This is a genomic window from Xanthomonas sp. WHRI 7945 (assembly GCF_035026585.1).
In genome coordinates this window covers 57,446-83,400 of sequence record NZ_JAYIQP010000001.1, presented here as the reverse complement: position 1 = coordinate 83,400, position 25,955 = coordinate 57,446, and the positions used below count along the sequence as shown (strand labels likewise).

Genomic DNA, 25,955 nt, shown 5'->3' with positions numbered 1-25,955 from the left:
AACGTTTCGCTAAATCCGGTCAACCTGACATGACGCGCGTGACGCTCCCCGGCTTCGATCTGGACCCGGACGCGACGGACCGGCCAGCGCTCGCCAGCCGCCTGCAGGTGGCCGACCACGATGCCGAGATCCCGGTGCACGAACACCGCAAGGGGCAGTTGATCCTCGCCCTGCACGGCGCCGTGACCTGCCAGGTCGAACGCGCCCTGTGGATCGTGCCGCCGCAGTGCGGCGTGTGGATTCCCGGCGGCATGCCGCACAGCAACCGCGCCACCGCCAACGCACGCCTGTGCTACCTGTTCGTCGAACCCGGCCTCGTGGACTTGCCGCAGCACTGCGTGACCCTGTCCATCTCGCCGATGGTGCGGGAGATGATCCTGCACCTGGCCGACGCGCCGCCCGACGACCCGCGCGACGGGCACACCGACCGGCTCGCGCGCGTGCTGCTGGACGAACTGGTGCAGATGCCGGCGGAACGCCTGTACCTGCCGGTCAGCCACCACCCGAAAGTGCGGGCGCTGGCCGACGCGCTGGCCGCGCATCCGGCGGACCGCAGCACCATCACCGACTGGGCCAAACGCCTGGCGCTGGGCGAGCGCACGCTGACGCGCCTGATCGCCCGCGAAACCGGCCTGTCCTTCGGCCGCTGGCGGCAACAGCTGCACCTGCTCATCGCCATCCGCGACCTGGCCGGCGGCGCCCCGGTCCAGCGCGTGTCCGAAAGCCTGGGCTACGAATCGGTCACCGCGTTCATCACGATGTTCAAGAAGGCGCTGGGGCTGTCGCCGACGCGGTATTTTGCGGTGCGGTCGCGGGGTCGAGCTTCTGGTGGGCTGGATGAGAAATGAGTCTTTGGCCGCGGAAGCGAACATGCGCAGCGTTGTGCTGGCGCATGCCACCAACCGCCCTTCGGTCGCTTGCATGCTGTCTGCTCTTCAAGATGAGCGGACGTTGGAAGTGAACCTGACACCGTTCTTGTTCGAGCAGCAGTTATGGTTCGCTTTTATGCTAAGCGCTGTTGCAGCATGCCTAATATGCCTTCTAGATTTTTTTGGGTTTCCTCCCCAAAAGCATCGTTGTGGCTCTCGCTAGAAAACTTTTCTGCCAGGTATAGCCCAATCTGTTTCTTGTTTGGCTTGGAAGTTAGGCCAGCATGAATTTTAATTTTTTCAATTGTGTCAATGCAGATTAGATCCTCGAGTCGTTTTCCTGAAAGTTTGGTGTCAATATCCGCAAGGGTGAATATTTGATCGTCGTTCAAGTACCAATTTGTTTGGTACTGCTCTTTTGCACGCCGTCCTGCTGCGTCGTCATCCAGTAAAACTAGAAAGTGGTCTCCGCGGCCAAGCAAAATTCCTATTTGCGGCCCAGATGCGCCGGCTCCCACTCCTGGCATGATAGAGAATTTGTGTTTTTTCTTTATATTTCGATTGGCAATTTTAAGCCCATAAAAGTCTGTGATGCCCTCCACCAAAACGTAAGGAGGATCTCCGATGACAGCTGGGGTTACATATTCCAACATGTCGATCACTGGTTGGAAGTAACTTGTGCGATTTGGATGTTGAGCAACGAAATTTCGGTATGGAGTCGCAATAATATTAGTTGGCTTTACATTCAGTCCAAATGTATCATCATCTGAGTCATAATCAAGGGCGGTATTTTCAATTATATAAGCACCGGTCACCCAGTTAGGATTTATCATGTGATGGCTATGAGTGGAATATACGATTCCATCGCCGTCAGCTACAGTGCGTGAGAAGCTCTTAAGAAGCTCGGTTTGTGCCTTTGCATGAAGGTTTGCGGCGGGTTCGTCGAAAACAAAAAGTGTTGAACTCTTTGCTTTGTGTTTAAAGGCTGTAAAAATTAGAAAAGAAAAAAACCAGCGAAATCCAAGTGATCGCTCGCTTATATAATATCTGCTTTCCCCATCGAAAATTGAGAAAGTGGCATAGGGTAAATCGTCTTTTTCAGCATCAATATGCCATTCAACCAAGATGTTTTTTGCTGATATTTTTCTGTGGAAAACTCTTTGCCAACTCCCAAGTACTTCTTTGGTGACTTTGCTTGATATTTTGGTGAAAACTGAATCAATCGGGGACTTTTGAGTGCCTCCAAACAGGCTTGAGAACCAATTTCCGGAGGTGTCAGATTCTTTAAACTTGTTAATCCTTTCCACTACATGTTTACCAAGATCAAGTCCCTCGTCGATACTGTCGAGTATGTCTTGAATGACCAGTCTATAATATCTATTAACGGCAGTTTCACTTGGGTGCTCTGCAAGGTATATTTTCTTGGGCATATCTACCAAGAAAGTAGGGAAGTACGCAATCCGGGGAAGCCCTTCGCCAATAGAATTCGCGACAGAATGCCACAAGCGAGAGCCTTCGTCCTTGAATTTACTATGATATTTGAATGAGGTCGTGGATCTACTTTTCGATTTTTTCCGTATATATAGGGTGAAGTTGAAGTAATTCATCGTACCTGTCGGTATACTATCTTCAAAGCTATAGCGACGTTCCACTATGAAGTCCTTCATTAACCTTGCTTTGTCGATTTCTAATCCATGCTTTTCTGCCAGGGCGTTTGCCCTTTCGAAATCTGATTCTGATATTGATACCATCGCGCTTATTCTTATATGTCCTGTAAACGCTGCTTTTTTGCTAACTGGTATCAATGTGTCGATAGCTGATTTTGAATGAATTCCATCAAATAGACTTGAGACGGCATTGTCTCCCGTCACAAAGTGCGATAATGCTTCTAATATCGTTGTTTTTCCGCTTTCGTTTAGCCCAATTAGTGTGTGGACAGGGGCGGAGTGTCCGGTATTGAACTTTAATGTGAGCTCTGTGATTCCCTTAAAGTTCTCAATTTTTACAAATCTAAAATTCGCCATTCCGTTTTGCTCCGCTTGTCCGAAGCCCAAATCTACTACTTCTGGCGATCGTCCAAAAGTGGGGGAAGCACCTGCTTGCAGTTGAGTTTGGCTCTTTGTAGTACTTTTGGAAGCAGTAATAGGAGCGATGATTGATCTTGGCGCCAAGTTGTAGTTGCCGCTACGGCCACGGTATGAGTGGTTCGGCGTCTGCGTCCCGTTGGTGACGGTGCGACCTAGTCGCGCCGTCACTGCGCCGCGGCACCGCCATGTTCTAAACAATCAGGTGCTACTTCGAGGATGTAGCGTCTGCTGTTCAATGGAGCGGAGCAACCTCCTGTCTCGCTCTCAGAGTCCGGCTGTTTGCCTATCTGGATTTTTGTAGTAACGTAACTACAATAGTTGACAGTTGAGGCGCTCATGACCATCACCACACTATCTAGCCGCGAGCTGAATCAGGACGTGACCCGGGCGAAGAAGGCGACTAAGAACGGCCCTGTGTTCATCACCGATCGCGGGAAGCCTGCGCACGTGTTGTTGAGCTTCGAGGACTACCAACGGCTGACCAGGCAGCGGCGCAACATTGCCGATGCGCTGGCGATGCCGGGCGTTGCAGACATTGAGTTCGAGCCGCCGCGCGTGACGATTGGAGCCAGGCCGGCTGATCTCTCGTGATGTACGTGCTCGACACCAACGTGCTGTCCGAGCTGCGCAAGGTGCGGCTCGGCAGAGCGGATGCGAATGTGGCGGCGTGGGCGGAAAGCGTCGATGCCGCCGATCTCTTCATCTCGGCCATCACCGTCACGGAACTGGAGCTTGGCGTCCTGTCGATTGAACGCAAGGACGCTACCCAGGGTGCCATGCTGCGTTCGTGGCTGGAACAGCACGTATTGCCTGAGTTCTCCGGACGCACATTGCCGATCGATACCGCTGTGGCGCAACGTTGCGCCCGGTTGCATGTGCCCGACAAGCGCGGCGAGCGCGACGCGCTTATCGCAGCCACGGCACTGGTGCATGGCATGGCGGTAGTTACGCGAAACGTCTCTGATTTTGAACCCGCGGGAGTTCCCATCGTCAATGCTTGGGAGCCGTTGCCATGATCACCTACGAGCTTACGCGCAAGGCAATTGGAAATTGCCCGCTATGGAAAAGCGAGGTTAGAAGTCAACCTGACCCCCGTCTATTCGAAATCGTTGCCGCCAGCGGCCGTCGACCAGATGGAGATAGGTGCATGAAAACGTCGGGAAACCTTAGAGCCTGATTCCATTCTTTAGGGGCGGCAACTCACGACCGGGGAAACAATAAATATGGCCAAGGACATAGCGGCTTCGCCGAAGCTCCAGCTCACGCTGCCTGAATACAATCGCATCTATGAGATCATCTATTCCGTGCTTGAAGGAAGAGCAAATACGCCTTTCGCATGCATGTTTTTTGCTGCCGCTGGGGCTCTGATCCTTAACAAGCACCACAAGATTCCAGCTCGTGCAGTAGCAGGCGCTTTTCTGCTATGTGCTGATCCTGCGCCTTCGGTCATCAGCATTGCGAAGAACGAATATGGCGTGGTCACGTCTGATCGAGATGGGTTTCATATGTGGGTTCAGACCGAAACCCATGTGATTGATTTCATGGCGCCGATCTTTAACGAGTCAATCAATGGCAAGGGCTATCCTGGCACCGTGCCGCGCAAAATGTTTCAGCGCTCGCTGTCTGCGGAAGTGGAGTCCATCGAGCAGCTGCGCGCGCCCGGCGACTACTTCACGATGCCCAGCATTGAGCTGACCAAGGAGCTTGTTGATTCACTATTTGAGCGACCTGCAAATGTGGATCTTCTGAATGCAGTAGATTGTTGGTTCAAGAAATACCCAAAGAAACTGGATGGCCTGAGTCTGTTAAATGACCTCGGCGAAGTGCACAAGCTGACCTTGAGCGCACCCCGGATTTCGGGAGCTTGGTAAGCGCATGATTACACTCAGCAATGAGCGGGGGCTTGTTCGCATTGCGTCTTGGGACGACATCGAGTCCGTCCCCGGATTCACGGCGGACATTGACCCAAAGACGGTGAGGCTCAAAGAGATCATCGGCAGCTACACGTTCGATGCTCTGATTCCATGCGGGCTTTCGACTTGTCACCAGCCCCACGGCAACGGATTCCTTGTTGCGGCGTCAGATGGGAGAGTGACCAACATCGGACGCATCTGCGGAAAGCGGCATTTCTCCGTGGAGTTCACACAGATGAGTCGCATTTTTCTTGCCGCTGTTAGGGCGCAACAGAACCGCGAGTTCTTGGGTGAATTGAGGAGCCGACTTCCCACCATCACGACAGAAGTCGCCACCATCAAGAGCGAACAGCATGGTGCCGCGTGGATCAATACCCGCGTTAATCAGCTCACCGGGAAATCTACTGCTCTTCCCACGCCGATCATCAATGCGGTTCGCCAAGCAGTCCGGCGAGGCAATGGAATTCTAATCATTGAGCGCGCGGCGACCAAGCAAGAGCGCGAAGAACGATCCGCTGCGGTGGATGTCAAGGGTCTTGAACACCTACGCCGAAATGTCTCGTTTGTTGTTGAGGATCAAGTTGGTCAATTGGATGGATTCGCTGCGCTTGCACCTGGCAATGGACTAAGGGAAATCCTTGGGGAGATTGAGCCGTTCCTGAAAGGCCTTTCGGAAGCAGATATTGAGAGCCTGCCGGACAAACAGCTCCGGGAGCTGTCGAAGGTAGGTGGCGAGCTTGATGCGAATCTTGATCGGCTTCGCGCCATTGTCGCTGCCGGAAGGCGATTGCTGACACGGCAGAACATTCAGCAGCTCATGCGGTTCGCCACTAGCAGCGCGGAAAACCGCTTGTTTGCGATGTTCTTGAGCGACCTTCCTAACTGAGTACTTGACCTTGAACATTCGCGACGCTTTGCAAGACCCCAGCATGTCAGGCAAGTTGATGCTTGCCTTGCAACGTGCGGTTTCTGACCAGTTCACCCAAACCGATTGGGAAGAGCTGGGCTACGAAACCGGCGAGCACGACTACATTGCCGGGCACCAGCGTCTCATGCGGAGCCTGTACTTTGGTGATGAGGACTATGGTTCTTGCGTCTTCCAAGCACTTCGGTACTTCGCTGACCACAACGCGGCTGCCATTGAGGTGCTTCTCAAGCGGAAGAAGATTCGGTTTGCATTGGAGAATGATGCTCCGGAGTTGCTGCATGATTTGGGGCTGATCGAGTCGCATGTTCCGGCAATTCCGTCTGGCACCATCACAGCGTCGCAAGTTGTGGAGCGCGCGCTGGCAGACGCGAATCATCTGCTAGCGAAGAGCGGTCCCATCAGCTGCATCGACCGCCTGCACACCGCGCTCCATGGGTACTTGAAGGACTTGGCTATTCGCGCTGGGCTAGTTGTTGATGACCAATCATCCCTCACTCAGCTCTTCAAGCTGCTTCGCGCCAGCCATCCGAAGTTCCAGCACCTCGGTAGCCAAGACAAAGACATTGTGCAAGTGCTTAACTCGCTCTCCAACGTGGTTGATGCGCTCAACACGATCCGGAATCATGCGTCGGTCGCACACCCCAACGAAAATCTGCTGGATGAGGCGGAAGCGATGCTTATGGTGAATATCACGCGTACCCTGTTCCACTACATCAACGCGAAGGTCTAGCGGGCGGCAAGATGTCGGGGTCAGGCTGACTTACTCTGCTCCCGCAGGATGTCCTGCAATTGTCTACAGGCGTCCTGCTTTAAACGTTGACAGCTTCTTTTGGTCGAGTAACTATTTATCCGCTACGGCAAATTCCGCAGCCGGGATTGGTCTCCCGAAATCTACAAGGCGCATCAGCGCCCATCTTCGATGTCCGGCGCTTTTTTGTTGCCCGATCGAGACGAGGCAGGGCTTGCAGCTTTATGGCGGGCGGTGCGCGGGGGCCTTCGGGCCCGCCGGTTGCCTTGTGGCCGGTAGACCAACCCGCACCGTCCGCCACCTTTGATTGGTCTCGGGGATGGCGGACTCCACTACACAAGGAGAACGTCATGTCCCGTAACGCTTCCGCTCGTTCGAAGTCCGCGTCTATCCGCCGCGCCGCCGAGGCGCCGCCATGCTGGCTCAAAGTCGAATCGCCCGATCCCTTGGCGGCCATTGCCGACGAACCGCTGCTACCGCCGCCTGGCTCAGCCTCGGCACTGCCTGCGTGCACCGAGGCCGACGAGGTCGCCGCGCCCAGACGCTCGATCCCGCGTCGGCCCACGCAATGCACCATCGGCTATCGCTACTACGATGTGGACCGCGATGGCATGCGGGTCGGGCGGCAGGTGCCCAGCTTGCGCTTGCATGGCCTGTGGCTGGAAGGCATCGGCTTTGCGGTGGGCGGCAAGGTGCGGATCACGATGGCCAATGGCGCCCTGTTGATCACGGCCGAGCCGGCGGCGCCGCCTGCGGCGAAGACGCGGCGCGGCGCCACTGCGGCGCTGTAGCCGCTTGGCCCTGTATGTGTAGCAGTTGGCGGGGCGCAATGTGTGCCCAGCACGCAATCACTGCTGCCTGCCGACCCTGCAAACCCTTGGCTTCCAGCGATGTCGTTGACCACCTGCCGCAGGTTGACGACACCGTTGCAGGTTTCCAGCAAATGCCGGAGCCGTCAGCCGCGTCGTGCGGACACGCCCGGCGCACCCGCCGGCTCAGCTTGCCTCTGCCGCCCACTGCAGGGCATCCACTCCGGCCGGCAGGTACATCGGTGTCGACGCATCGGTCGCCGCGCGCCAGACGGCTTCGGCGACATCCTGCATGCGCGTCCCCGCGCCGGTGGATTCGGCCATCCGCGCGATGGTGCGGCGCATGAAGTCGCCATAGATCGCATCGTCCATGCCGCGCAGGCGGGTGCGGGCGGTGTCGCGAAACCGCGTCTCGCCGGAAGAGCCGGGCAGCACGATGCGCACGCGCACGCCGAACGGCTTGAGTTCGCCCGCCAGCGATTCGGAGAACGCATTCACGGCCGCCTTGGCCGCCCGGTAGATGCCGACCAGCGGCAGCGGCTTGTAGGTGACGCTGGAGGTGACGTTCACGATGACGCCGGCACCGCGCGCGCGCATCTGCGGCAACACCGCTTGCGTGACCGCCATCGTGCCGAAGGTGTTGGTGTCGAACAGGGCGCGCACGGTCTCCATGTCGGTCAACTCGAACGGCGCGGGCGCGCCGAAGCCGGCGTTGTTGACCAGCACGTCGATCGGGCCGGCGGCCGCGACGGCCGCGCGAATGCTCTGTGCGTCGGTGACGTCCAACGGCAGCACGCGCACCTGCTCCGAGGGCGGCAGCAGGTCGTCTTGCGGCGTGCGCATCGTGGCGAGCACGCGCCAATCGCGGGCGAGGAAGTGGCGTGCGGTTTCCAGGCCGAAGCCGGAGGAGCAGCCGGTGATCAGGACGGTCTTCAAGGGGGATTCCTTCGATGGGTGGACGATGCAGCGACGATAGATTGCCGCCGCCGTACTCGCTACGATTCAGAGTCCTTGATTCGTTTGCGAGCGTCCAGCGATGGTGGATCCTCTTGCCGAGGTGGTCACGCTGCTGCAGCCGACCGCCCGGTTCTCCAAGCATGTGGTCGGCGCAGGCCCCTGGCGCATCCGGCGCTCGGACGCCGGCCAGCCCTTCTACTGCGCCGTGCTGGAGGGCGGCTGCCGGCTGGCGCTCGACGGCGGCGAGCCGATCGTGCTGCAGGCAGGCGATTTCGTCCTCGTCCCGGCGGCTTATGTGGTCACGATGTCCAGCCTTGTGCCGCACGAGGGTGCGGCCGAGACCATGCCGACCGCGCTAGGGCCGGGGCTGTTCCGGATTGGCGCGCAAGAGGGCCCGACCGACCTGCGCATCCTGGCCGGCCACTGCAGCTTCGGCTCGCCGGATGCGGCGCTGCTGGTCTCGCTGCTGCCGCAACTGGTCTGCGTGCGCGGCGAGCAACGGCTCGCCACGCTGGTGCACCTGGTGAGCGAGGAGTCGCGCGAGGCGCGGCCCGCGCGCGAGGTGGTGCTCGCGCGCCTGCTGGAAGTGCTGCTCATCGAAGCCCTGCGCTCGGCCGCCGGCACGGGGGCGTCGCCAGGCCTGGCGCGCGGGCTGGCCGATGCGCGCCTTGCAGCGGCGATCCGCGCGATGCACGAACAGCCCACGCGCGCATGGACGGTGGTGGCGCTGGCGAAGGAAGCCGCCCTGTCGCGCTCGGCGTTCTTCGAGCGTTTCGGCCGCACCGTGGGCATGGCGCCGATGGAATACCTGCTCGCCTGGCGCATGGCATTGGCCAAGGACCTGCTGCGCCGTACCGAGTTCGGCATCGCCGACATCGCCGAGCGCGTCGGCTACAGCTCCGCGAGCACCTTCAGCGTCGCCTTCGCGCGCCACGTCGGACAGCCGCCGACGCAGTATGCGCGCGCAAGTGGTCGCGGCAGCGCGCGCAGCCAAGCAGCGGTCTCGGATCGAGTCGAGGGCATGGAGTAGCTGCGCTTCGTGTCGCCCAGGCGACGCCCCCCGCCTCCGCTACGGCGCACGGCGATCGGACGCGGCCATGCGCAGAATGCCTACTTAACTTGCATATCAGCTATTTGACGCTTATTTGTTTTGCAGGTATTTTGCGTTTAGCTGGATTACGGGTACAGCCCAATGTCGATACGCCATGTTCTGGTCACCGCGACGCAGCTAGGCGCGACGCTGCAGGCCGCGCGCAAGGCCAAAGGCCTGACTCAGGAGGCGTTGGCTAGCCGTCTTGGCTTGAGCCAATCGCGCGTCTCCCATCTGGAACTGAACGCCCATGCGTTGAGCGTCGAGCAACTCTTGGCCTGGTGCGCGGCGCTGGGGTTGGAGTTGACCATTGGCGCCCGCGGCGACGCTGGCGCGCGCTCCAGCGCGCCTGTGGGGTGGTGACATGGGGCGCCGATCCCACAGCCGCAGCCTGTCCATCTGGACCAACGGCGTCCGCGTCGCGCGCTGGACGATGCCCACACGCGGGGACATGGAACTGCACTACGACACGGACTGGGTGGGTGCCGACGTTGGCCGGCCGCTGTCGCTATCGCTGCCGTTCAATCTGCAGAACCAGCCGCTCAAGGGCGAGAAGGTCTTCAACTACTTCGACAACCTGCTGCCGGATAGCGATGCGATCCGCCGGCGCGTGGCGCAGCGCTTCAGGGCGCAATCCACCGATCCCTTCGATCTGCTGAGCGCAGTCGGGCGCGATTGCGTGGGGGCGGTGCAGATCCTGGGCGATGACGAGGTGCCGCAGGATGTCGAACGCATCGACGGCGTGCCCCTGTCGGAAGAGGACATCGAACGACACCTGATCGAGACCGTCTCGCCGCATGCCTTCGCCGCGCACCGCGACCCGGATGCGGACTTCCGTATTTCCTTGGCTGGTGCGCAAGAGAAGACGGCCTTCCTGTGGTGGGGCGGCCAATGGCACGCACCGCGCGGTGCCACGCCGACCAGCCACATCTTCAAGCTCCCGATGGGCCTGGTGGGCGGGCGGCGGGCGGATTTCAGCACCTCCGTCGACAACGAATGGCTGTGCCTGCGGCTGTTGAAGGCCTATGGGTTGAACGTGGCCGATGCGCGCATCGCCCGCTTCGGCCAGCAGCGCGTGCTGGTGGTGGAGCGCTTCGACCGGCGCCTGGCGCCCAATGGACAGTGGCTCATGCGCCTGCCGCAGGAAGACTTCTGCCAGGTCGAGGGCTGCTCACCGCTACGCAAGTACGAGAACGAGGGCGGTCCAGGGCTCAGGGCTCTGTTCGGCACACTGCGTCAGTCGGTCGATGCCGAGGCCGACATGAAGACGGTGCTGGCTGCGCAGGTGCTGTTCTGGCTGCTGCGCGCGCCCGATGGCCATGCCAAGAATTTCAGTCTCCAGCTTCTGCCGCGTGGCCGCTTCCAGTTGACTCGGCTGTATGACGTGATGTCGGCCTATCCGGTAGTGGGCGATGGCCCCCATCAATGGTCGCCCTACGACATCAAGTTGGCCATGGCCCTGCTGGGCAAGAACAAGCATTACGCGATGCACAGCATCCAGCGCAGGCATTTCAGCAGCACGGCGCAACGGGTTGGCTACGCGTCGACCGCCGAGCCGGTCATCGAAGAGCTCCTGGCGCGCACACCTGCCGCCATCGCCGAGGCGCGCGCGGACTTGCCACAGGATTTCTCGCCGCGCGCCGCCGACGCCATCCTGGGCGGGCTCGAACAGGCTGCCGCTGCGCTCGAGGGGATGGCCCCTTAGCTGGGCCAACCGAAACAAGCGAACAGCGCGCCATGATGGCAGCGGCGGCGGCGATGCTTGCCAGGTCGTTGAGGTCGAGGGTGACAGCGCGAACGGATCGTGGGGTTGTTGACATCGCGTGAAGATCCCGCAATGCTCCGCGCCATTAGGCCATTGAGGGCCGCATAGCAGGGACGTTATGCAACAGGGGGGAGTCGCGTTAGCGCTCGTTGGGGAAGAAGTGCCTGCGGCAGATCCGCCGCCGGATCTTGCATTGCGTGGCCTGGTGCTGTTGGCGCAGTTCCACGGAATCGCGGCCGATGCGTCCCAGCTTGCACATGAGTTCGGCAGGAGCGGGGAGGCCTTCGACGAGGTCACTCTGCTGTTGGCTGCGCGCAAGCTTGGGCTGAAGGCCAAGGTCGCCAAGGTCCCGGCCGCTCGCCTGTCCATGGCGAACTTTCCGGCGCTGGCCTGGGGAACGGCGGGCGAGGCCTTTCTGATTGCCCGCATTCAAGGCGACCAGGCGCTGATCCACGATCTCGCCGAGCGACGTCCGCGCCAGATCGCGGTGGAGGAGTTGGAACGGCGGTATGGCGGGCGCCTGCTGCAGGTCGCTTCGCGCGCGTCGGTGCTGGGCCAGCTGGCCAAGTTCGACTTCACCTGGTTCATTCCGGCGATCGTCAAGTACCGGCGGATGCTGCTGGAAGTGTTCGTCGTCTCGCTCTTCATCCAGCTGTTCGCGCTGGTCACGCCCCTGTTCTTCCAGGTGGTGATGGACAAGGTGCTGGTGCACAACGGCCTCACCACGCTGGACGTGATCGCCATCGGCCTGGTCTGCATGGCGGTGTTCGAGGTGGTGTTGACCGGGCTGCGTACCTACGTGTTCGCCCATACCAGCAGCAAGATCGACGTGGAGCTGGGCGCGCGGCTGTTCCGCCACGTGCTGGCACTGCCGCTGGCCTACTTCGAATCGCGCCGCGTCGGCGACACCATCGCCCGCGTGCGCGAGCTGGAGAACATCCGCAGTTTCCTGACCGGGCAGGCATTGACCTCGGTACTGGACCTGCTGTTCACCGTGGTCTTCCTGGCGGTGATGTTCTGGTACAGCGGTTGGCTGACCTTGGTGGTGGTGATTTCGTTGCCGGTGTACGCGCTGATTTCCGGCGCGATCACGCCGGTGCTGCGCAAGCGCCTGCAGGACAAGTTCGCGCGCGGTGCCGACAACCAGTCGTTTCTGGTCGAGACCGTCAGCGGCATCGGCACGGTCAAGGCGATGGCGGTGGACCCGCGCGCCACCCGCACCTGGGACAACCAGTTGGCCGGCTATGTCAGCGCCGGCTTCGGCGTGACCCGCGTGGCGACCATCGGCCAGCAAAGCGTGCAACTGGTGCAGAAGCTGGTGGGCGTGGCGATCCTGTTCTTTGGCGCAAAACTGGTGATCGACGGAAAGCTTTCGCTGGGCCAGCTGATCGCCTTCAACATGCTCTCCGGACAGGTCTCGGCCCCGATCATCCGCCTGGCGCAGCTGTGGCAGGACTTCCAGCAGGTTGGCATTTCGGTCGAGCGGCTGGGCGACATCCTCAACACCCGGACCGAGCTGCCCGGCAGCAAGATGGCGCTGCCGCCCATCCAGGGCCGGGTCAGCTTCGAACGCGTGCACTTCCGCTACCGTCCGGAGGCACCGGAGGTTCTGGCCGGGGTCGAGCTGGACATCAAGCCCGGTGAGGTGATCGGGATCGTCGGGCGCTCCGGCTCGGGCAAGAGCACGTTGACCAAGCTGGTGCAGCGGCTCTACACCCCCGAGCGCGGCCGCGTGCTGATCGACGGCCATGACTTGGCCCTGGCCGATCCGGCCTGGCTGCGCCGCCAGCTCGGCGTCGTGCTGCAGGAGAACTTCCTGTTCAACCGCAGCATCCGCGAGAACATCGCGCTGGCCGATCCCGGGATGCCGCTGGAGCGGGTCATCCACGCCGCGAAGCTGGCGGGCGCGCACGACTTCATCACCGAATTGTCCGAAGGCTACGACACCTCGGTGGGCGAACACGGCACCGGCCTGTCCGGCGGCCAGCGCCAGCGCATTGCCATCGCCCGGGCGCTGATCACCGATCCGCGCATCCTGATCCTCGACGAGGCCACCAGTGCGCTGGACTACGAGTCCGAGCATGCGGTGATGGCCAACATGCACTCCATCTGCAAGGGCCGCACCGTGTTGATCATCGCCCATCGGCTATCGACGGTGCGGCGCGCCAACCGGATCGTGGTGGTGGAGAAGGGGCAGATCGTCGAGACCGGCACCCATGCCGAACTGGTCGACCGCCCGGACGGGCATTACGCGCGGCTGCACCGGTTGCAGGCGGGGGTGGCATGAAGCACGTCGTCGAGGGGTTTGGTGCGTTCGCCCAGCGCTACTGGGACGTGCTTCGCTCGGCCTGGGCCGTGCGTCGCGAGCTGGACTCGCCCGAGCGCAGCGACGACGAACGCGCGTTCCTGCCGGCCCACCTGGAACTGATCGAAACGCCGGTCTCCCCCACGCTGCGCTGGACGATGCGGATCATCGTCGCGTTCTTCTGCGTCGCCCTGCTGTGGGCGTGCCTGGGCAAGCTGGACATCGTCGCGGTGGCGCCCGGCAGGACCGTGGTCGATTCGCGCACCAAGGTCATCCAGCCAGCCGAGACAGCCGTGGTGCGACGCATCCTGGTGCGCGATGGCCAGCAGGTGAAGGCCGGCGAAGCGCTGATCGAACTGGATGCCACGACCACGGGCGCCGAGCTCGCCCAGGTCGGCGAGACGTTGACCGAGGCGCGCCTGGCTTCGTTGCGCCTGACCGCCCTGGCCACGGCCATCGACAGCGGCACAAGCCCGCACCTGGCCCCGGCGCCGGACGTGCCGGCCGGGCGCTTCGCCGCCGAGCAGGCCTTGGCCAGCAGCCAGTTCGAGGCATTGCAGGCCAAGCGCCACAACCTGCAGGCGGCCATCGCGCAGCGACGGGCCGAACTGCGGACCACGCGCGATGCGATCGAGCCGATGGCCGAATCGGCGCGCATCTCCAAGGCGCGTGCCGAGGACTACGGCCGCCTGGTCGAGGGCAAGTACGTCGGCCGCCACGACTACTTGTTGCGCGAGCAGGAGCGCATCGCCGCCGAGCGCGACCTGGCCACGCAGCGCAACCGGATGCAGGAGATCGGTTCGGCGCTGAGCGCGGCGGAGGAGGAACTGCGCGTGCTGGTGGCCGACTTCCGGCAGCAGACGCTGGACCAGTTGCGCGAGGCAGAGCAGAAGGTGGCGCAGGGCACGCCGGAGCTGGCCAAGGCAGGGCGGCGCGATGGCCTGATGACGCTGCGCGCACCGGTGGACGGCACCGTGCAGCAATTGGCGGTGCATACCGTCGGCGGGGTGGTCACGCCGGCGCAGGAGCTGCTGGCGGTCGTGCCGCAGGAGGCGCTGGAGGTCGAGGCGACGGTGCTCAACAAGGACATCGGCTTCGTGCGGCCGGGACAGCCGGTGACGGTGAAGATCGAGAGTTTCCCGTATACGCGCTATGGCTACCTGACCGGAAAGGTAGTGAGCGTGTCGCACGATGCGGCGCAGGACGAGAAGCTGGGGCTGGTGTTTCCAGCGCGGATCCGTCTGGACGGCAGCAAGCTGGACATCGACGGCGTGGTGGTGAGCATGAGCGCCGGCATGACGTTGAGCGCAGAGATCAAGACCGGGAAGCGGCGGGTGATCGACTACCTATTGAGTCCGCTGCGGCAACATGGCGGGGAAGCCTTGCGAGAGCGATGAGCGAAACCACAAGCTAGTCATTTGGTTAAAAATCGAAATTCTGATTTACGAAGCAATGGGGAGGGCTCATGAAAAATTCAAGCATGCGTGTCATTCGTCTGGCTCTTTTCTGCATCCTTCTCGCGATGCTGGCAGGTTGCGGTCGGGTGAGCCTCGCGTGGAAGGAGGAGGTTCGCCTGGCCGATGGGCAGCTGATCACCATTGATCGAACAGCCAAGGGTCACATTCAACGCGAACTTAGCGGGCCGACGGGCTGGGAGCCAAGCGAGGAGACGCTGCGTCTATCGGGCATATCGGGCATATCGGGCGCCAAGGCTCCGCCGACGTGGCGGTCAAACTTGGTTCCAATTGTGCTGGACTACGACGCGGCGACATCGACTTGGACCGTGGTGGCCACATACGCGTACTGTGGCACTTGGTACAAAATGGGAAAGCCGCAGCCCCCCTATGTCGAGTATGTATCGACCGATGGCGGTGAATGGAGAATAATTCCACTGGATCCAGGGCGCATCGGCCAACTCGCGAATCTGCTTGCCAACGTCCGCCATACCGGAGAGCCCGCTTTAGTCCGCGAAGCGGATAAGGCGGAACGGAGGCGAAGGGACTCTGATTGGTTCAAGGAAATCATGAAGACCAATAAAAAATATTGCTAGTGCATCATCCCACTTGGAAGTGACAACCACCTTAAGGACTGGATATGGCAGACAAACTTGACTACGCACTCCTGGCAAGCCGGGTCTATGATCGCCCAATCGCGAATCGAATCTCCTTATCGCGGGGATGGACGGAGGAACCAGGGTCATGGCACGACGACGACTTGATCACTGGGTTTTCTGCTGGTTTCTATAAGCGTGGCAACGAGGTCGTGATTTCGTTCGCGGGTTCCAATGAGGCCCTGATCGAAGATTTTGGCGTGGCAAACATACCGATCGGCCTTGGTGCAAGTTCGCCGCAAGTATTGCAGGCGATGGTCCTGGTAATGAAGGTCATGGCGCAGAACCCAGGAGCACAGATCAGCTTCACGGGTCATTCGCTCGGCGGCGGTCTGGCATCTATGATGAGTGTCTTCTTTGACTTGCCATCCACGACGTTCGATGCTGCGCCTTTCCAGGCCACCGCGGTCGACCCGGTAGAAGTTTTAAATCTTCATGCGCAACTCGCGATTGCGGGCTACTTTAATGCCGAGTTCGATACTTATGCGCAGTCTATGGCGGCCGAATTCGCCGTGCGGGAGTCGCAGGTAACCAGCTACTTCCTTGAGGGCGAGATCCTCGAATTGATTCGATTTCCCACAACAGTCATCGAAGGGAATGCGATGCCGGCAATAAGCATCGGCACACCTTCAATTCTCGACGGAACAAGCTTTCTCACGAGCCTGAGTCCTCGTGCTGAACTCCATTCGATGACGTTGTTGCAGGCGGCGATGTATTCCGAAGACTTCCGACTGGGAATGAGCCAGCAGCGCTTTGCGCTCGCGGAGTTCATCGATCCTTCGCTCTATGGAGGCAGTCCGGACGAGGAACCGCCAAAATTAATGGCGCAACTCATGATCCGTCACTTGGCTGATCTGGAGGCTGGCAGTTCGTTGGCGCGGCTGGATGCGATTGGCCAGGACCTGCAGCGCATCGGCACCGCGGGAACCGCATCCGAGACGACTCTCAACAAGGGCATCATCGACGCACTTGCCGAATACTATTTCTTTCAGAAAGACGCGGTCAGCGCCGGCTTGTTGGAGAACGTCAGTGGTGGAATCTCGCTAGATATGTCGCGCTTTTCCCAAAATGGAGATGGGCGAGGCAAGAACCGCCTTTCCAGAGCGTTGTGGGATTTCCTCAAGGATGGCGGCAGCACCTCTCCCTTGCTTAGTGGAATGGGAAAGCTGGTAATCCAGAATGGCGATAGCGGCCTTTCCTACGATGGCGACGGCAGCAACGAGCTTGTGATCGGTGGGAAAGAGAGCGACACGCTTAGAGGAGGGGGGGGCGATGACTACCTTTATGGTCTGGACGGTAGCGATGACCTAGAGGGTGGCGCAGGAAACGACTTCCTGGCAGGTGGGCTTGGCGACGACAACTATCGTTTCTGGAGTGGCGATACAACGGAAATTACCCTGGATCGCATCGCCGATTCGGACGGCAGCGGACATGTCTGGTTTGATGGTAGCGTCATCACGGTTGGGCAACGGACTTCGGAAGTCGCCTGGCTGGACAGCACAGGCAAGCTCCAGTTGACCTTTCTGGACAGTGGCAACGGCCGCGGCACCTTGGTCATCGACGTGATTGCAACGCATGGCAGCATCCGGATTCAGGACTGGGCCCAGGGCGATCTGAGTTTGAGCCTGGGCGGTCAAGTCCCCGTCGTTGATGGCTCACAACTGACCGGTGAGGATGATCTTTTCGGTAGCAATGGCAACAACGTTGGCGCCGACACTATCAAAGCATTGGGCGGCAATGATGGCCTTGAAGGCGGTGCAGGAGACGACCACCTCGATGGTGGTGCCGGTAATGACTTGATTCTCGGCGGCACGGGTAATGACGTACTGATCGGTGGCGAAGGCAACGACTACATCTACGATGGATACGAGCGGGCGAGCTTCAGCGAGCTTGACACGACGCCTGATCCCGATACCGGCAAGAGCGAACAAGACGAGTTCTACGAACGTGTGAACGAGCTGGGTGCCGCGGTCCTCGATCATGGCAAGGCCTGGTACATCGCGGATTTGATCTATGCGCCTGGCTGGACCGAACTGGATCCGAACGCTACACCGAGCGGAAACGACATGATCGATGCCGGCGGCGGCAACGACACGGTGGTGGCCGGCGACGGTAATGACATCATTCGCGGAGGAAGCGGAAACGACCGCCTGACGGGTGGCTACGACAATGACGTAATCTTCGGCGAGGCCGATGACGACACCATCAGCGGCGACTATCCGGATGCCGCAGGCGCCGGGAACTCTATAGGGTGGCGTTCGTCCGACCAGGCGCATCACAACGGCAACGACGTGATAGACGGCGGCGCCGGCAATGACAGCATTAGCGGCAATGGTGGCAACGACGTACTGTCCGGAGGCGACGACAATGACCGGATTTGGGGCCGAGGCATGGCAGGTGCTGCCGACAGCGACGATGCCGACAGCGACTACATCGATGGTGGCGCTGGCGACGACATTCTGACGGGCGATGACGGTGACGATGTCATCATCGGCGGCATAGGCAACGACAACATCTGGGGAGACAATAGCCAGGCCGGCACGCGTCACGGCAACGACAGCATCGATGCCGGGGCAGGCAATGACTTCGTCAGCGGTGGCGGAGGCGATGACATGATCGAGGGCGGTGCCGGCTCCGATACCCTGACCGGCGATGCTCGGGACATCGACGGATCTGTGCATGGACGTGACCTGATCCGCGGCGGCGCCGACAACGACATCATCGATGGCGGGGGCGGGGACGATGCGCTGTACGGCGACGATGGGGATGACCAGATCGTTGGTGACGTGGCTTCCGACGGAACGCTGGCCGCCGCCTATCACGGCAACGACTATCTGGACGGGGGCGCCGGAAACGACCTGCTGATCGGCAACGGCGGAAACGACCAGTTGTCCGGTGGGACGGGGGATGATGAATTGCAGGGTGGGGACGGTGACGATTTGCTCGATGGCGGTGCCGGCAAGGACGTTCTCTACGGAGAGGCCGGCGACGACACTCTCAGTGGAGGCGGCGACGACGACAGGCTGTACGGTGGTGTTGGCGATGACCGCCTCAGTGGCGGCGCTGGCGTGGATACGCTCGCAGGCGGGGACGGCAAGGATGTTCTTGATGGTGGTGAAGGCAACGACATTCTTGATGGTGAGGCTGGCAACGACACGATCTATGGCGGCGCTGGCGACGACACCATTGATGCTGACGACGGCGACGATACCGTCTATGCCGGTGTCGGCAATGACAGCATCTACGCAGGGGCCGGGAACGACATCATCCATGCCGAAGACGGAAATGATATCGTCACCGCCGCCGAGGGCGACGATCAGGTTTACGGCGGTGCCGGCAGCGATACGCTCCATGGCAGTGCAGGCAACGACACACTGTATGGCGAAGATGGCGACGACTATCTGATCGGTGGTACGGGCAATGACACCCTTATCGGTGGAGCAGGGCTGAATCGCTACTACTTCGACCGTCAATTCGGTCAGGATGTTGTCGAACTTGCCAGCGGTAGCCAGGACCAGATCTATCTGCAGCAGGGAATCGCGGCGGAGGAGGTTGCCTTCACCCGCGACCAGAGCGACTTGGTCTTGGCCATGGCCGACGGCAGCAGCCTGCGCTTGGCAGGCTATTTCGCCACTGGCACCGCCGCATGGATCCAACTGGGCGACGGTTCCTGGATCAGTCGTGAATTGATCGACTCAGGCGTCTACTACGGTGCCGTCACCGGCGGCAGCGGCGCTGGAGAAAACCTGCAGGGCACGGAAGGCGACGATCGCCTGTACGGCTTGGGCGGCGACGACACGATCGACGGCCAGGGCGGAAACGACTTGATCGACGGTGGCCAGGGCAACGATACCCTATCGGATGGGCAGGGCAACGACTTTGTCTATGGCGGCGCCGGAAACGATGTCATCAATCTCGTCCACAACGGGGGAGGGAACGGTTCGGATGTCATCGACGGCGGTGCCGGCGACGATACCTACAACATCGCCTGGGGCTCAGGTTACGATGTGATCGGCAAGCTGGATGCCGCCAACGCCGGTAGCGACACCATCAATCTGGTCGGCATCAGCCAGAACATGGTGATGAACTATCAGGTCGACGGCAACGACCTGATGATCTTCATCTCCGGAAGCGCCGGCAGTCCGGGTACAACCGCGGACAACATGGTCGTGTTGGAGGGCTTCCTCGCCAATGGCGGCCATCGCGTCCGCTTCGCGGAAGGAACCGAGCTCTCGGCTGCCGACTTCCAGCAGCGATCGTGGACGGGGACTTCGGGAAACGACACTTATATCGGAACTTTTGCGCCGGACGTCATCAACGGACTAGGGGGCAACGACACCCTTTCCGGGATGGACGGGAACGACAGCATCTACGGCGGCGAGGGTGATGATGTGCTCGACGGTGGCTCGGGCAACGACGTCCTGTACGGAGACGAAGGCAATGACATCGTTCGCGGTGGTGACGGCGACGATCGTCTCTACATGGGGTTTAGGGGAAATTATGTCGATCGCTATATCGGCGGCAACGGCAATGACGCCTATTACCTCAACCACAATTTCACCTCGTCTGTATCTCCGCCGACCACGCAGAGCAGCAATATCGAGGAAGAGGCTGGCGGTGGTATCGATACGCTCTATACCAACTTCTACAATTCCACGCTTGGTGCGAATGTCGAGAATCTGGTCTATACACCTGCCAACTTCTGGTATCCGAATTCGCCAAGCCAATTGAATGGCAACGAGCTCGACAATGTCATCCAGATCATCAAGACCTCCAGTGCGTTTCACATGCCGGACTTAAGCTTCCGGCTGGACGGAAAAGGCGGCAAGGACACCTTGATGGGAAGTTCCAGCAAGGATACCTATGTGGTTGACAGTGCGGACGACATCATCGTCGAGCAGCAGACAGACTACGACTCGATCGACACCGTCGAGGCGAGCCTGGACTTTTCGATCGAAACCCGGCTGGAGTTGGAGAACATCCGGCTAACAGGAACCGCCGTGTCGGCCACGGGGAACTCGGACGCCAACGTACTGGAAGGCCATCTCGTCTCCGGTGTCAACCAGCTATCCGGTCTGGGTGGCAACGATACCTACCTGGTGACGCGCAAGGACATCGTGATCGAGTCGGCCGGCGGAGGCAACGATACGGTGGTGATTGCAGGCTGGGACGAACTCACCGATGTCTGGATGTGGATTTCGGTTTCAGACTACGGCAATGTCGAGAACCTGACCTTGTACAACGTCGGCACTAGCGGTCTCAATGGCGCCGTATGGCTGCGAGGCAATCTACAGGGCGATGCGGGCGACAATGTCCTGATGGGCAACATGTACTCTAACGAGATCCGTGGTGGCGCGGGCAACGATATTATTAAGGGTTACTACAAGAATACAGGTGACAGCGAGGAAAGTAGCATCAATGGCGTGGACCTGCTGTATGGTGGGGATGGGAACGACACCATCTATGCATCGGTCTATGGTGCTGATATCTACGGTGGCAAGGGCGACGATATACTGATTGGTACTGGTGGAGCTGCCTACTCCGGAGGGCGCAGCGGTAGTGACCGGTTCTTCTACGACATCGGTGACGGTACAGATCACATTCGGTCCATCAACAGTGCCCGAGATACCGATCGGGTCATCTTTGGCGTGGGTATCGATCCGGATGACGTGACTTGGTCGAGGGAAGGAACCAGCCTGATCGTCCAAGTTGGTAGTGGCACAAACGACCGCCTTATCGTCGAGAACTACTGGCGCGAGGATTCGCCCGGCCAATTCACCTTGATGCGAGCTATCGAAGAGTTCGAATTCGCCGATGGCACGATCCGCCGCGGCGACCTCGACCAGCTGCGGGTTACCAACAATGCACCTGTAGCAACCTTGTTCGCACTGCCGTCGACCGTCCGGATCGGCGAGCCGTTCGAGATCATGCTTCCCGAAGGGGCCTTCGTCGACGATCCTGGCGATACGTTGACCTATTCCCTCTCAGGTCCCGAATGGATGAGCATAAATTCGCAAACTGGAACCATTTCTGGTACTCCACCGCAGAGCGCTGAATACGTGAGCTTTACCATTACGGCTGCGGACCGTTTTGGGCAGACCGCTTCCCGGTACCTGAGTTTTAGCGCGGTGCTCGTCCTGACCGGCACCCAGGGAGACGATTTGATTGTCGGCAGCACTCGGTCCGAGGAATTGCATGGTTTGGGAGGCAATGATCGCCTGGAAGGGAATGGCGGCAGCGATGTGCTGTATGGGGGGGCGGGCGATGATACCTATGTCCTCAGCAAAGATGCCTTCGTCACTGTGGTGGAATTGGCCGACGAGGGGTTCGATACCGTCGAGAGCGGGCAATCCAGTTACACGGCTGTGGCAGGTATCGAGCGGGTCGTCCTGATAGAAGGGAGCGAGGCGCAATCAGCGACTAGCGGCGACGGGTCCCAGGAGCTGATCGGAAACTCTGCCGACAATTATCTCGATGGTGGGGCCGGCGCCGACAAGATGACCGGTGGCCTCGGTGACGATTACTACGTTATCGACGATGCAGGCGATGTCGTCATCGAAGCCGCCGCCGGCGGTGCCGATGAGGCCATGTCCTATGTGACGTGGACCTTGTCAGGCAATGTGGAGATAGGTCATCTCGGCGACGGATCAGGCCTGGACTTGACAGGCAACGCATTGTCCAACCAACTGCATGGAAATGCCTGGGACAATGCACTGGATGGCGGTGGCGGCGCCGATATCTTGTATGGCTACGCTGGCAACGACATCTATTACTTGGACACTGATTCCGACCAGATTATTGAGCAGGCGGGCGAGGGCATCGACACGGTGGTGCGCGGCTTCGGCAGCCAGTACATCCTGGCTGACAATGTCGAGAATCTGCGCCTGACAGGAAACGCCAATCAAGGCAATGGCAACGCTCTGGACAATCTCGTCGAGGGCAACGCGATTGCCAACTCGCTGCTCGGCCTGGATGGCAACGATCAGCTGCGTGGCATGGCCGGCAACGACGCGCTGTGGGGTGGCAATGGCGACGACTTACTGGTGGGCGGCGAGGGTGACGACACATATGTCATCGACGCCACGACCGGCAGCGATCGGATCGACAACACCGGCGGCGGCACGGATACCCTGCTGACCAACGCAGTTGCGATCGGCCGGCTCGGTTTCGCTCGCGATGGCGACGACCTGCTCGTCACCATCGACGGAGCGGTCATCCCCGCGGCTCGGATTACTGGCCATTTCCTGGGCGGCAACGCTGCGATCGACTACGTCCAGGCCAGCGACAATCGCTACAGCGCCGCGCAGATCGCCGCCATCATCAGCGGCGGCAGCAATCCAGGGACCAGCTTCGACCAGACGCTGACCGGCACCGTCACCGGCGAACAGCTTGTCGGCAGCGCCGGCAAGGACCTGATCGAAGGCCTGGGCGGCGCCGACACTCTGTTTGGCATGGGCGGCAACGACACCCTGCGCGGCGGAGACGGCAATGACTACCTGGCCGGCGGCAACGGCAATGGCAGCGGATCGGGCGATGACGTGCTCGAGGGTGGAATCGGCAACGATACGTTGCGCGGTGAAGACGGTAGCAACACGCTGATCGGTGGGGCGGGAGACGACCAGTATGTCTACGGAGGGGGCATCGACGTCATCCACAACACCGGCGGCGGCACGGACTGGCTGATCTTCCAGAACGGCATCACAACGTCGCAGCTGGCCCTAGTCCGCGACGGCGACGATCTGGTCATCACCGTCAACGGCAACGCCAGCCAGCGCGTCACGGTCACCGACCACTTCCTCGGCGGCGACATGGCCCTGGACTACCTGCAGCCGGCCAGTGGCTCGGCCTTGAACACGGCGGCGATCAATGCACTGGTCACTAACAATGGCGGTGGGGGCGACAACGGCGGCGGTACGCCAGGGACTGGCAACGATGCGGACTACCCGTCGCAGAAGACCGGTACCGCCACCGGCGAGCAGATCGTCGGCACCAGCGGCCGTGACCTGATCAAGGGCCTGGGCGGGGCCGATACGCTGTTCGGCATGGGAGCCGACGACAAGCTCGACGGAGGCGACGGCGACGACTATCTGTCTGGCGGCAACGGCAGTTTCAGCGGATCGGGCAACGACATCCTGATTGGCGGCGCCGGCGATGACCAACTGGTGGGCGAGGACGGTGCCGACACGTTGTTCGGCGGCACGGGCAACGACACTTATTTCTATGCCGCCGGCTCCGGCGTGGACACCATCGACAACACCGGCGGCGGCACCGACTGGCTGTACTTCGATGGCATCGATCGCGCCCGCCTGACCTACCACCGCGACGGCGACGATCTGATCGTGCGCGTGGATGGTGATGCAGGGCAGCAGATGCGTGTGCTTGGCCACTTCCTCGGCGGCGAACGTGCGATCGCTTACGTGCAGCCTGGCGATGGGGGCTTTGCTATTTCGGCCGCGACCATCGCCGGCCAACTGACGCCGCTGGGTTCAGCCAGCCGCAGCGCATCTGCAGCCCCGCTGGCGGCGGCGCCGACGTTTAGCTTGAGCGAGGACGAGGCGAACAACTTGGCACAAGCCATCGAAGCCTTCGCCATCGGCGCACCGATCCTCCGCGCGCCGGCGACGATTGAAGTGGGCACGGCACCGGTGGCAAGTCCACAGCACGGGATCGTTCTGTCGCCGCCGGCCAGTGGTGGCGTTTCAGAGTTAGGGGGCGGCAAGTCGGAGCCGCCGATTTCACCTCTGGTCCCGGCTGGTGCGGTCCAGCAACCCCATGCTGAATTGCGCCAGCTTGTCGATAGCTTGGCCAGCTTCGCCGGCCAAAGCGTGCTGTCGACGTCCAGCGACATCGGGTTTGACGAACCTGGTATCTCCAGCAGGATGCCGACCTGGCGGATGTCGCACACCAGCCCCGGTCTGCGCTTGCGACAGATGGCACTGTAAGATCGAGAGGCGGAGGGCAGTGGCGACTGCCCTCCTGGTTCCGTCCTTGCCACGCTCAAGGGCAAGGGCACTTCTGAGCGGGCTGGCCCGGCGACGCCGCAGGCTTCTGCGGGCCGACTTTCGCGCGGTCGGTCAGCAGCAGGCGGGCCTGCGAGCGCCAGCCGCCGATGAAGATGTCGGGCTTGCGGTCGCCATCCAGGTCGCCCTGGGCCATGCTCCAGCCGCGGCCCACGGTGGCGCTGGGCATTGCCTGCAGGGTGACGTCCTCGAAGTTGCCGCGGCCGTCGTTCTGCCAGGCGCGCACCTGCAGCGGGACGAAGCCCGGCACCTGGATCGCGCTGACGAGCAGGTCCGGCGCGCCGTCGTGGTTGAAGTCGACCACGGTGCCGCCCCAGCTGGAAAAACGGTGGGCGGGCAGCCGCTTGCCGGTCTGGTCCTTGAAGCGGCCCTTGCCGTCGTTGATCAGCAGGCGCGTCTGCGGGTCCTTGTCCCAGCCGCCGTTGTTGCTGGTGAGGTTGAAGAACACGATGTCCGGGTGGCCGTCGCGGTTGGCATCGAACACGTGCACCTCGCGCGTCTCCAGCGGCACCGGCAGCTCGAGCCGGTCGCTCGCATCGACGAACCGGCCGGTGCCGTCGTTGAGCAGGAGCCGATTGGGGGGCGACTGGTTGGCGACCACCATGTCCAGGTCGGCATCGCCGTCCATGTCGGCCAGCGCGATGCCCTGGGTGTGGTCGTCGCTGGCCGGCAGGTGGGTGGCGGTCGCGTCGATGAAGTGCCCCGGGCGCTTGCTGTCGTTGAGCCACAGGAAGTTGCGGGCCGGGCCGGGCTTGTCCTCGGGCGTATTGCCGACCACGATGTCCGGCAAGCCGTCGCCGTTGACGTCGCCTACCGCCAATCCATTGCCCTGGCTGGTGCGCGGCAGGCGCGGGTTCATGGGCACGAAGCCGCCCTTGCCGTCACCGAAGAACAGGTTGTGCACTTCGTCGGCCTCGGCGACGAAGACCACGTCCATGATGCCGTCGCCATTGAAGTCCGCGGCGCGCACGTGCTCGTTGTCGTTCGGGGTGTCGCCGAACACGCCGGGCTTCCATGTCAGCTTGCCGTTGCCGTCGTTGAGGTAGAGCACGTTGGCGCCGTGCTCGACGGCGACGACCACGTCCAGGTCGCCGTCGCGGTCCACGTCGATCATCGTCGCGTCCACCGCATGCAGGTCGGGCGCCTGCGGCACGTGCGTGTTCGTCACGTCGACGTAGGGGCTGGGCGCCTGCCCCTGCGCGGATGCCGTGGCAGAGGCCAGGCAGCAAAGGAGGGCGGCACCCAGTGTCGTGCGCGATCTGTTCATCGAGGCAGAGGCTCCCTGGTCGAATGGCGATGCGTGCTAGCGCCACCATAGTCGCTCGTCACACCGTCCTCAAGATATTGACGAGTA

Annotated in this window: 17 protein-coding genes; 14 read left to right on the top strand and 3 right to left on the bottom strand. The window is 61.1% G+C overall.

Annotated features, from left to right (window positions below; translation table 11 throughout):
• The first annotated feature begins 29 nt into the window (after window positions 1-29).
• The gene (locus VDQ83_RS00280) at window positions 30-848 is read left to right on the top strand and encodes an AraC family transcriptional regulator (protein ID WP_455433445.1); all 819 of its coding nucleotides are present in this window, start codon (window positions 30-32) and stop codon (window positions 846-848) included.
• Window positions 849-1,003: 155 nt separating this feature from the next.
• Here the strand turns inward: VDQ83_RS00280 and VDQ83_RS00275 are convergent, their stop codons facing one another.
• Window positions 1,004-3,124 (bottom strand): AAA family ATPase, encoded by a 2,121-nt coding sequence (locus VDQ83_RS00275; protein WP_455433444.1) that lies wholly within the window; start codon window positions 3,122-3,124, stop codon window positions 1,004-1,006.
• Window positions 3,125-3,292: 168 nt separating this feature from the next.
• Between VDQ83_RS00275 and VDQ83_RS00270 the strand changes: the two genes are divergently transcribed.
• The 6 genes from VDQ83_RS00270 (at window position 3,293) to VDQ83_RS00245 (ending at window position 7,336) form a co-directional block, all read left to right on the top strand.
• The gene (locus tag VDQ83_RS00270) at window positions 3,293-3,547 is read left to right on the top strand and encodes a type II toxin-antitoxin system Phd/YefM family antitoxin (protein WP_455433443.1); all 255 of its coding nucleotides are present in this window, start codon (window positions 3,293-3,295) and stop codon (window positions 3,545-3,547) included.
• On the top strand, window positions 3,547-3,972 hold the full coding sequence (locus tag VDQ83_RS00265) for a PIN domain-containing protein (protein ID WP_455433442.1): 426 nt from the start codon (window positions 3,547-3,549) through the stop codon (window positions 3,970-3,972). Before VDQ83_RS00270 ends, VDQ83_RS00265 begins: the two co-directional genes overlap by 1 nt.
• Before the next feature lie 207 nt (window positions 3,973-4,179).
• Complete coding sequence (locus VDQ83_RS00260; RefSeq protein ID WP_455433441.1) at window positions 4,180-4,827, top strand: DUF2026 family protein; 648 nt, start codon at window positions 4,180-4,182, stop codon at window positions 4,825-4,827.
• A gap of 4 nt (window positions 4,828-4,831) precedes the next feature.
• A complete protein-coding gene (locus VDQ83_RS00255; protein WP_455433440.1) occupies window positions 4,832-5,755 on the top strand; it encodes a hypothetical protein in 924 nt (307 codons plus the stop codon).
• Between the two features lie 10 nt (window positions 5,756-5,765).
• Window positions 5,766-6,527 carry an abortive infection family protein gene (locus tag VDQ83_RS00250; protein ID WP_455433439.1) on the top strand — a complete coding sequence of 254 codons (762 nt, stop codon included), beginning with the start codon at window positions 5,766-5,768 and terminating at the stop codon, window positions 6,525-6,527.
• Between the two features lie 368 nt (window positions 6,528-6,895).
• Complete coding sequence (locus VDQ83_RS00245) at window positions 6,896-7,336, top strand: SymE family type I addiction module toxin (RefSeq protein ID WP_455433438.1); 441 nt, start codon at window positions 6,896-6,898, stop codon at window positions 7,334-7,336.
• 204 nt (window positions 7,337-7,540) lie between these two features.
• Here the strand turns inward: VDQ83_RS00245 and VDQ83_RS00240 are convergent, their stop codons facing one another.
• A complete protein-coding gene (locus tag VDQ83_RS00240) occupies window positions 7,541-8,290 on the bottom strand; it encodes an SDR family oxidoreductase (RefSeq protein WP_455433437.1) in 750 nt (249 codons plus the stop codon).
• 100 nt (window positions 8,291-8,390) lie between these two features.
• On the opposite strand from VDQ83_RS00240, the gene VDQ83_RS00235 reads away from it, so the two are divergent.
• From VDQ83_RS00235 to VDQ83_RS00205, 7 genes are all read left to right on the top strand, one after another.
• Window positions 8,391-9,341, top strand: coding sequence for an AraC family transcriptional regulator (locus VDQ83_RS00235; protein ID WP_455433436.1), 951 nt, complete (start codon window positions 8,391-8,393; stop codon window positions 9,339-9,341).
• Window positions 9,342-9,503: 162 nt separating this feature from the next.
• Entirely contained in the window at window positions 9,504-9,764 is a 261-nt protein-coding gene (locus VDQ83_RS00230; protein WP_455433435.1) for a helix-turn-helix domain-containing protein, read from the top strand.
• 1 nt (window position 9,765) lies between these two features.
• Window positions 9,766-11,106: a type II toxin-antitoxin system HipA family toxin gene (locus tag VDQ83_RS00225; RefSeq protein ID WP_455433664.1), complete on the top strand. Its 1,341-nt coding sequence runs from the start codon at window positions 9,766-9,768 to the stop codon at window positions 11,104-11,106.
• Window positions 11,107-11,284: 178 nt separating this feature from the next.
• A complete protein-coding gene (locus VDQ83_RS00220; RefSeq protein ID WP_455433434.1) occupies window positions 11,285-13,453 on the top strand; it encodes a type I secretion system permease/ATPase in 2,169 nt (722 codons plus the stop codon).
• Entirely contained in the window at window positions 13,450-14,868 is a 1,419-nt protein-coding gene (locus VDQ83_RS00215) for an HlyD family type I secretion periplasmic adaptor subunit (RefSeq protein ID WP_455433433.1), read from the top strand. Before VDQ83_RS00220 ends, VDQ83_RS00215 begins: the two co-directional genes overlap by 4 nt.
• A 68-nt stretch (window positions 14,869-14,936) precedes the next feature.
• Window positions 14,937-15,521 carry a hypothetical protein gene (locus VDQ83_RS00210; protein WP_455433432.1) on the top strand — a complete coding sequence of 195 codons (585 nt, stop codon included), beginning with the start codon at window positions 14,937-14,939 and terminating at the stop codon, window positions 15,519-15,521.
• A 44-nt stretch (window positions 15,522-15,565) separates the two neighbouring features.
• Entirely contained in the window at window positions 15,566-24,523 is an 8,958-nt protein-coding gene (locus VDQ83_RS00205; protein WP_455433431.1) for a putative Ig domain-containing protein, read from the top strand.
• Between the two features lie 55 nt (window positions 24,524-24,578).
• Here VDQ83_RS00205 and VDQ83_RS00200 read toward each other — a convergent pair whose 3' ends face one another.
• Window positions 24,579-25,769 (bottom strand): FG-GAP repeat domain-containing protein, encoded by a 1,191-nt coding sequence (locus tag VDQ83_RS00200; RefSeq protein WP_455433430.1) that lies wholly within the window; start codon window positions 25,767-25,769, stop codon window positions 24,579-24,581.
• Between the last annotated feature and the right edge of the window lie 186 nt (window positions 25,770-25,955).

Coding starts and splice junctions, on each gene's coding strand:
- VDQ83_RS00245 (WP_455433438.1), top strand. CDS start 6,896: ATGTCCCGTAACGCTTCCGCTCGTTCGAAGTCCGCGTCTATCCGCCGC.
- VDQ83_RS00265 (WP_455433442.1), top strand. CDS start 3,547: ATGTACGTGCTCGACACCAACGTGCTGTCCGAGCTGCGCAAGGTGCGG.
- VDQ83_RS00280 (WP_455433445.1), top strand. CDS start 30: ATGACGCGCGTGACGCTCCCCGGCTTCGATCTGGACCCGGACGCGACG.
- VDQ83_RS00235 (WP_455433436.1), top strand. CDS start 8,391: ATGGTGGATCCTCTTGCCGAGGTGGTCACGCTGCTGCAGCCGACCGCC.
- VDQ83_RS00210 (WP_455433432.1), top strand. CDS start 14,937: ATGAAAAATTCAAGCATGCGTGTCATTCGTCTGGCTCTTTTCTGCATC.
- VDQ83_RS00205 (WP_455433431.1), top strand. CDS start 15,566: ATGGCAGACAAACTTGACTACGCACTCCTGGCAAGCCGGGTCTATGAT.
- VDQ83_RS00220 (WP_455433434.1), top strand. CDS start 11,285: ATGCAACAGGGGGGAGTCGCGTTAGCGCTCGTTGGGGAAGAAGTGCCT.
- VDQ83_RS00230 (WP_455433435.1), top strand. CDS start 9,504: ATGTCGATACGCCATGTTCTGGTCACCGCGACGCAGCTAGGCGCGACG.
- VDQ83_RS00270 (WP_455433443.1), top strand. CDS start 3,293: ATGACCATCACCACACTATCTAGCCGCGAGCTGAATCAGGACGTGACC.
- VDQ83_RS00255 (WP_455433440.1), top strand. CDS start 4,832: ATGATTACACTCAGCAATGAGCGGGGGCTTGTTCGCATTGCGTCTTGG.
- VDQ83_RS00260 (WP_455433441.1), top strand. CDS start 4,180: ATGGCCAAGGACATAGCGGCTTCGCCGAAGCTCCAGCTCACGCTGCCT.
- VDQ83_RS00225 (WP_455433664.1), top strand. CDS start 9,766: ATGGGGCGCCGATCCCACAGCCGCAGCCTGTCCATCTGGACCAACGGC.
- VDQ83_RS00215 (WP_455433433.1), top strand. CDS start 13,450: ATGAAGCACGTCGTCGAGGGGTTTGGTGCGTTCGCCCAGCGCTACTGG.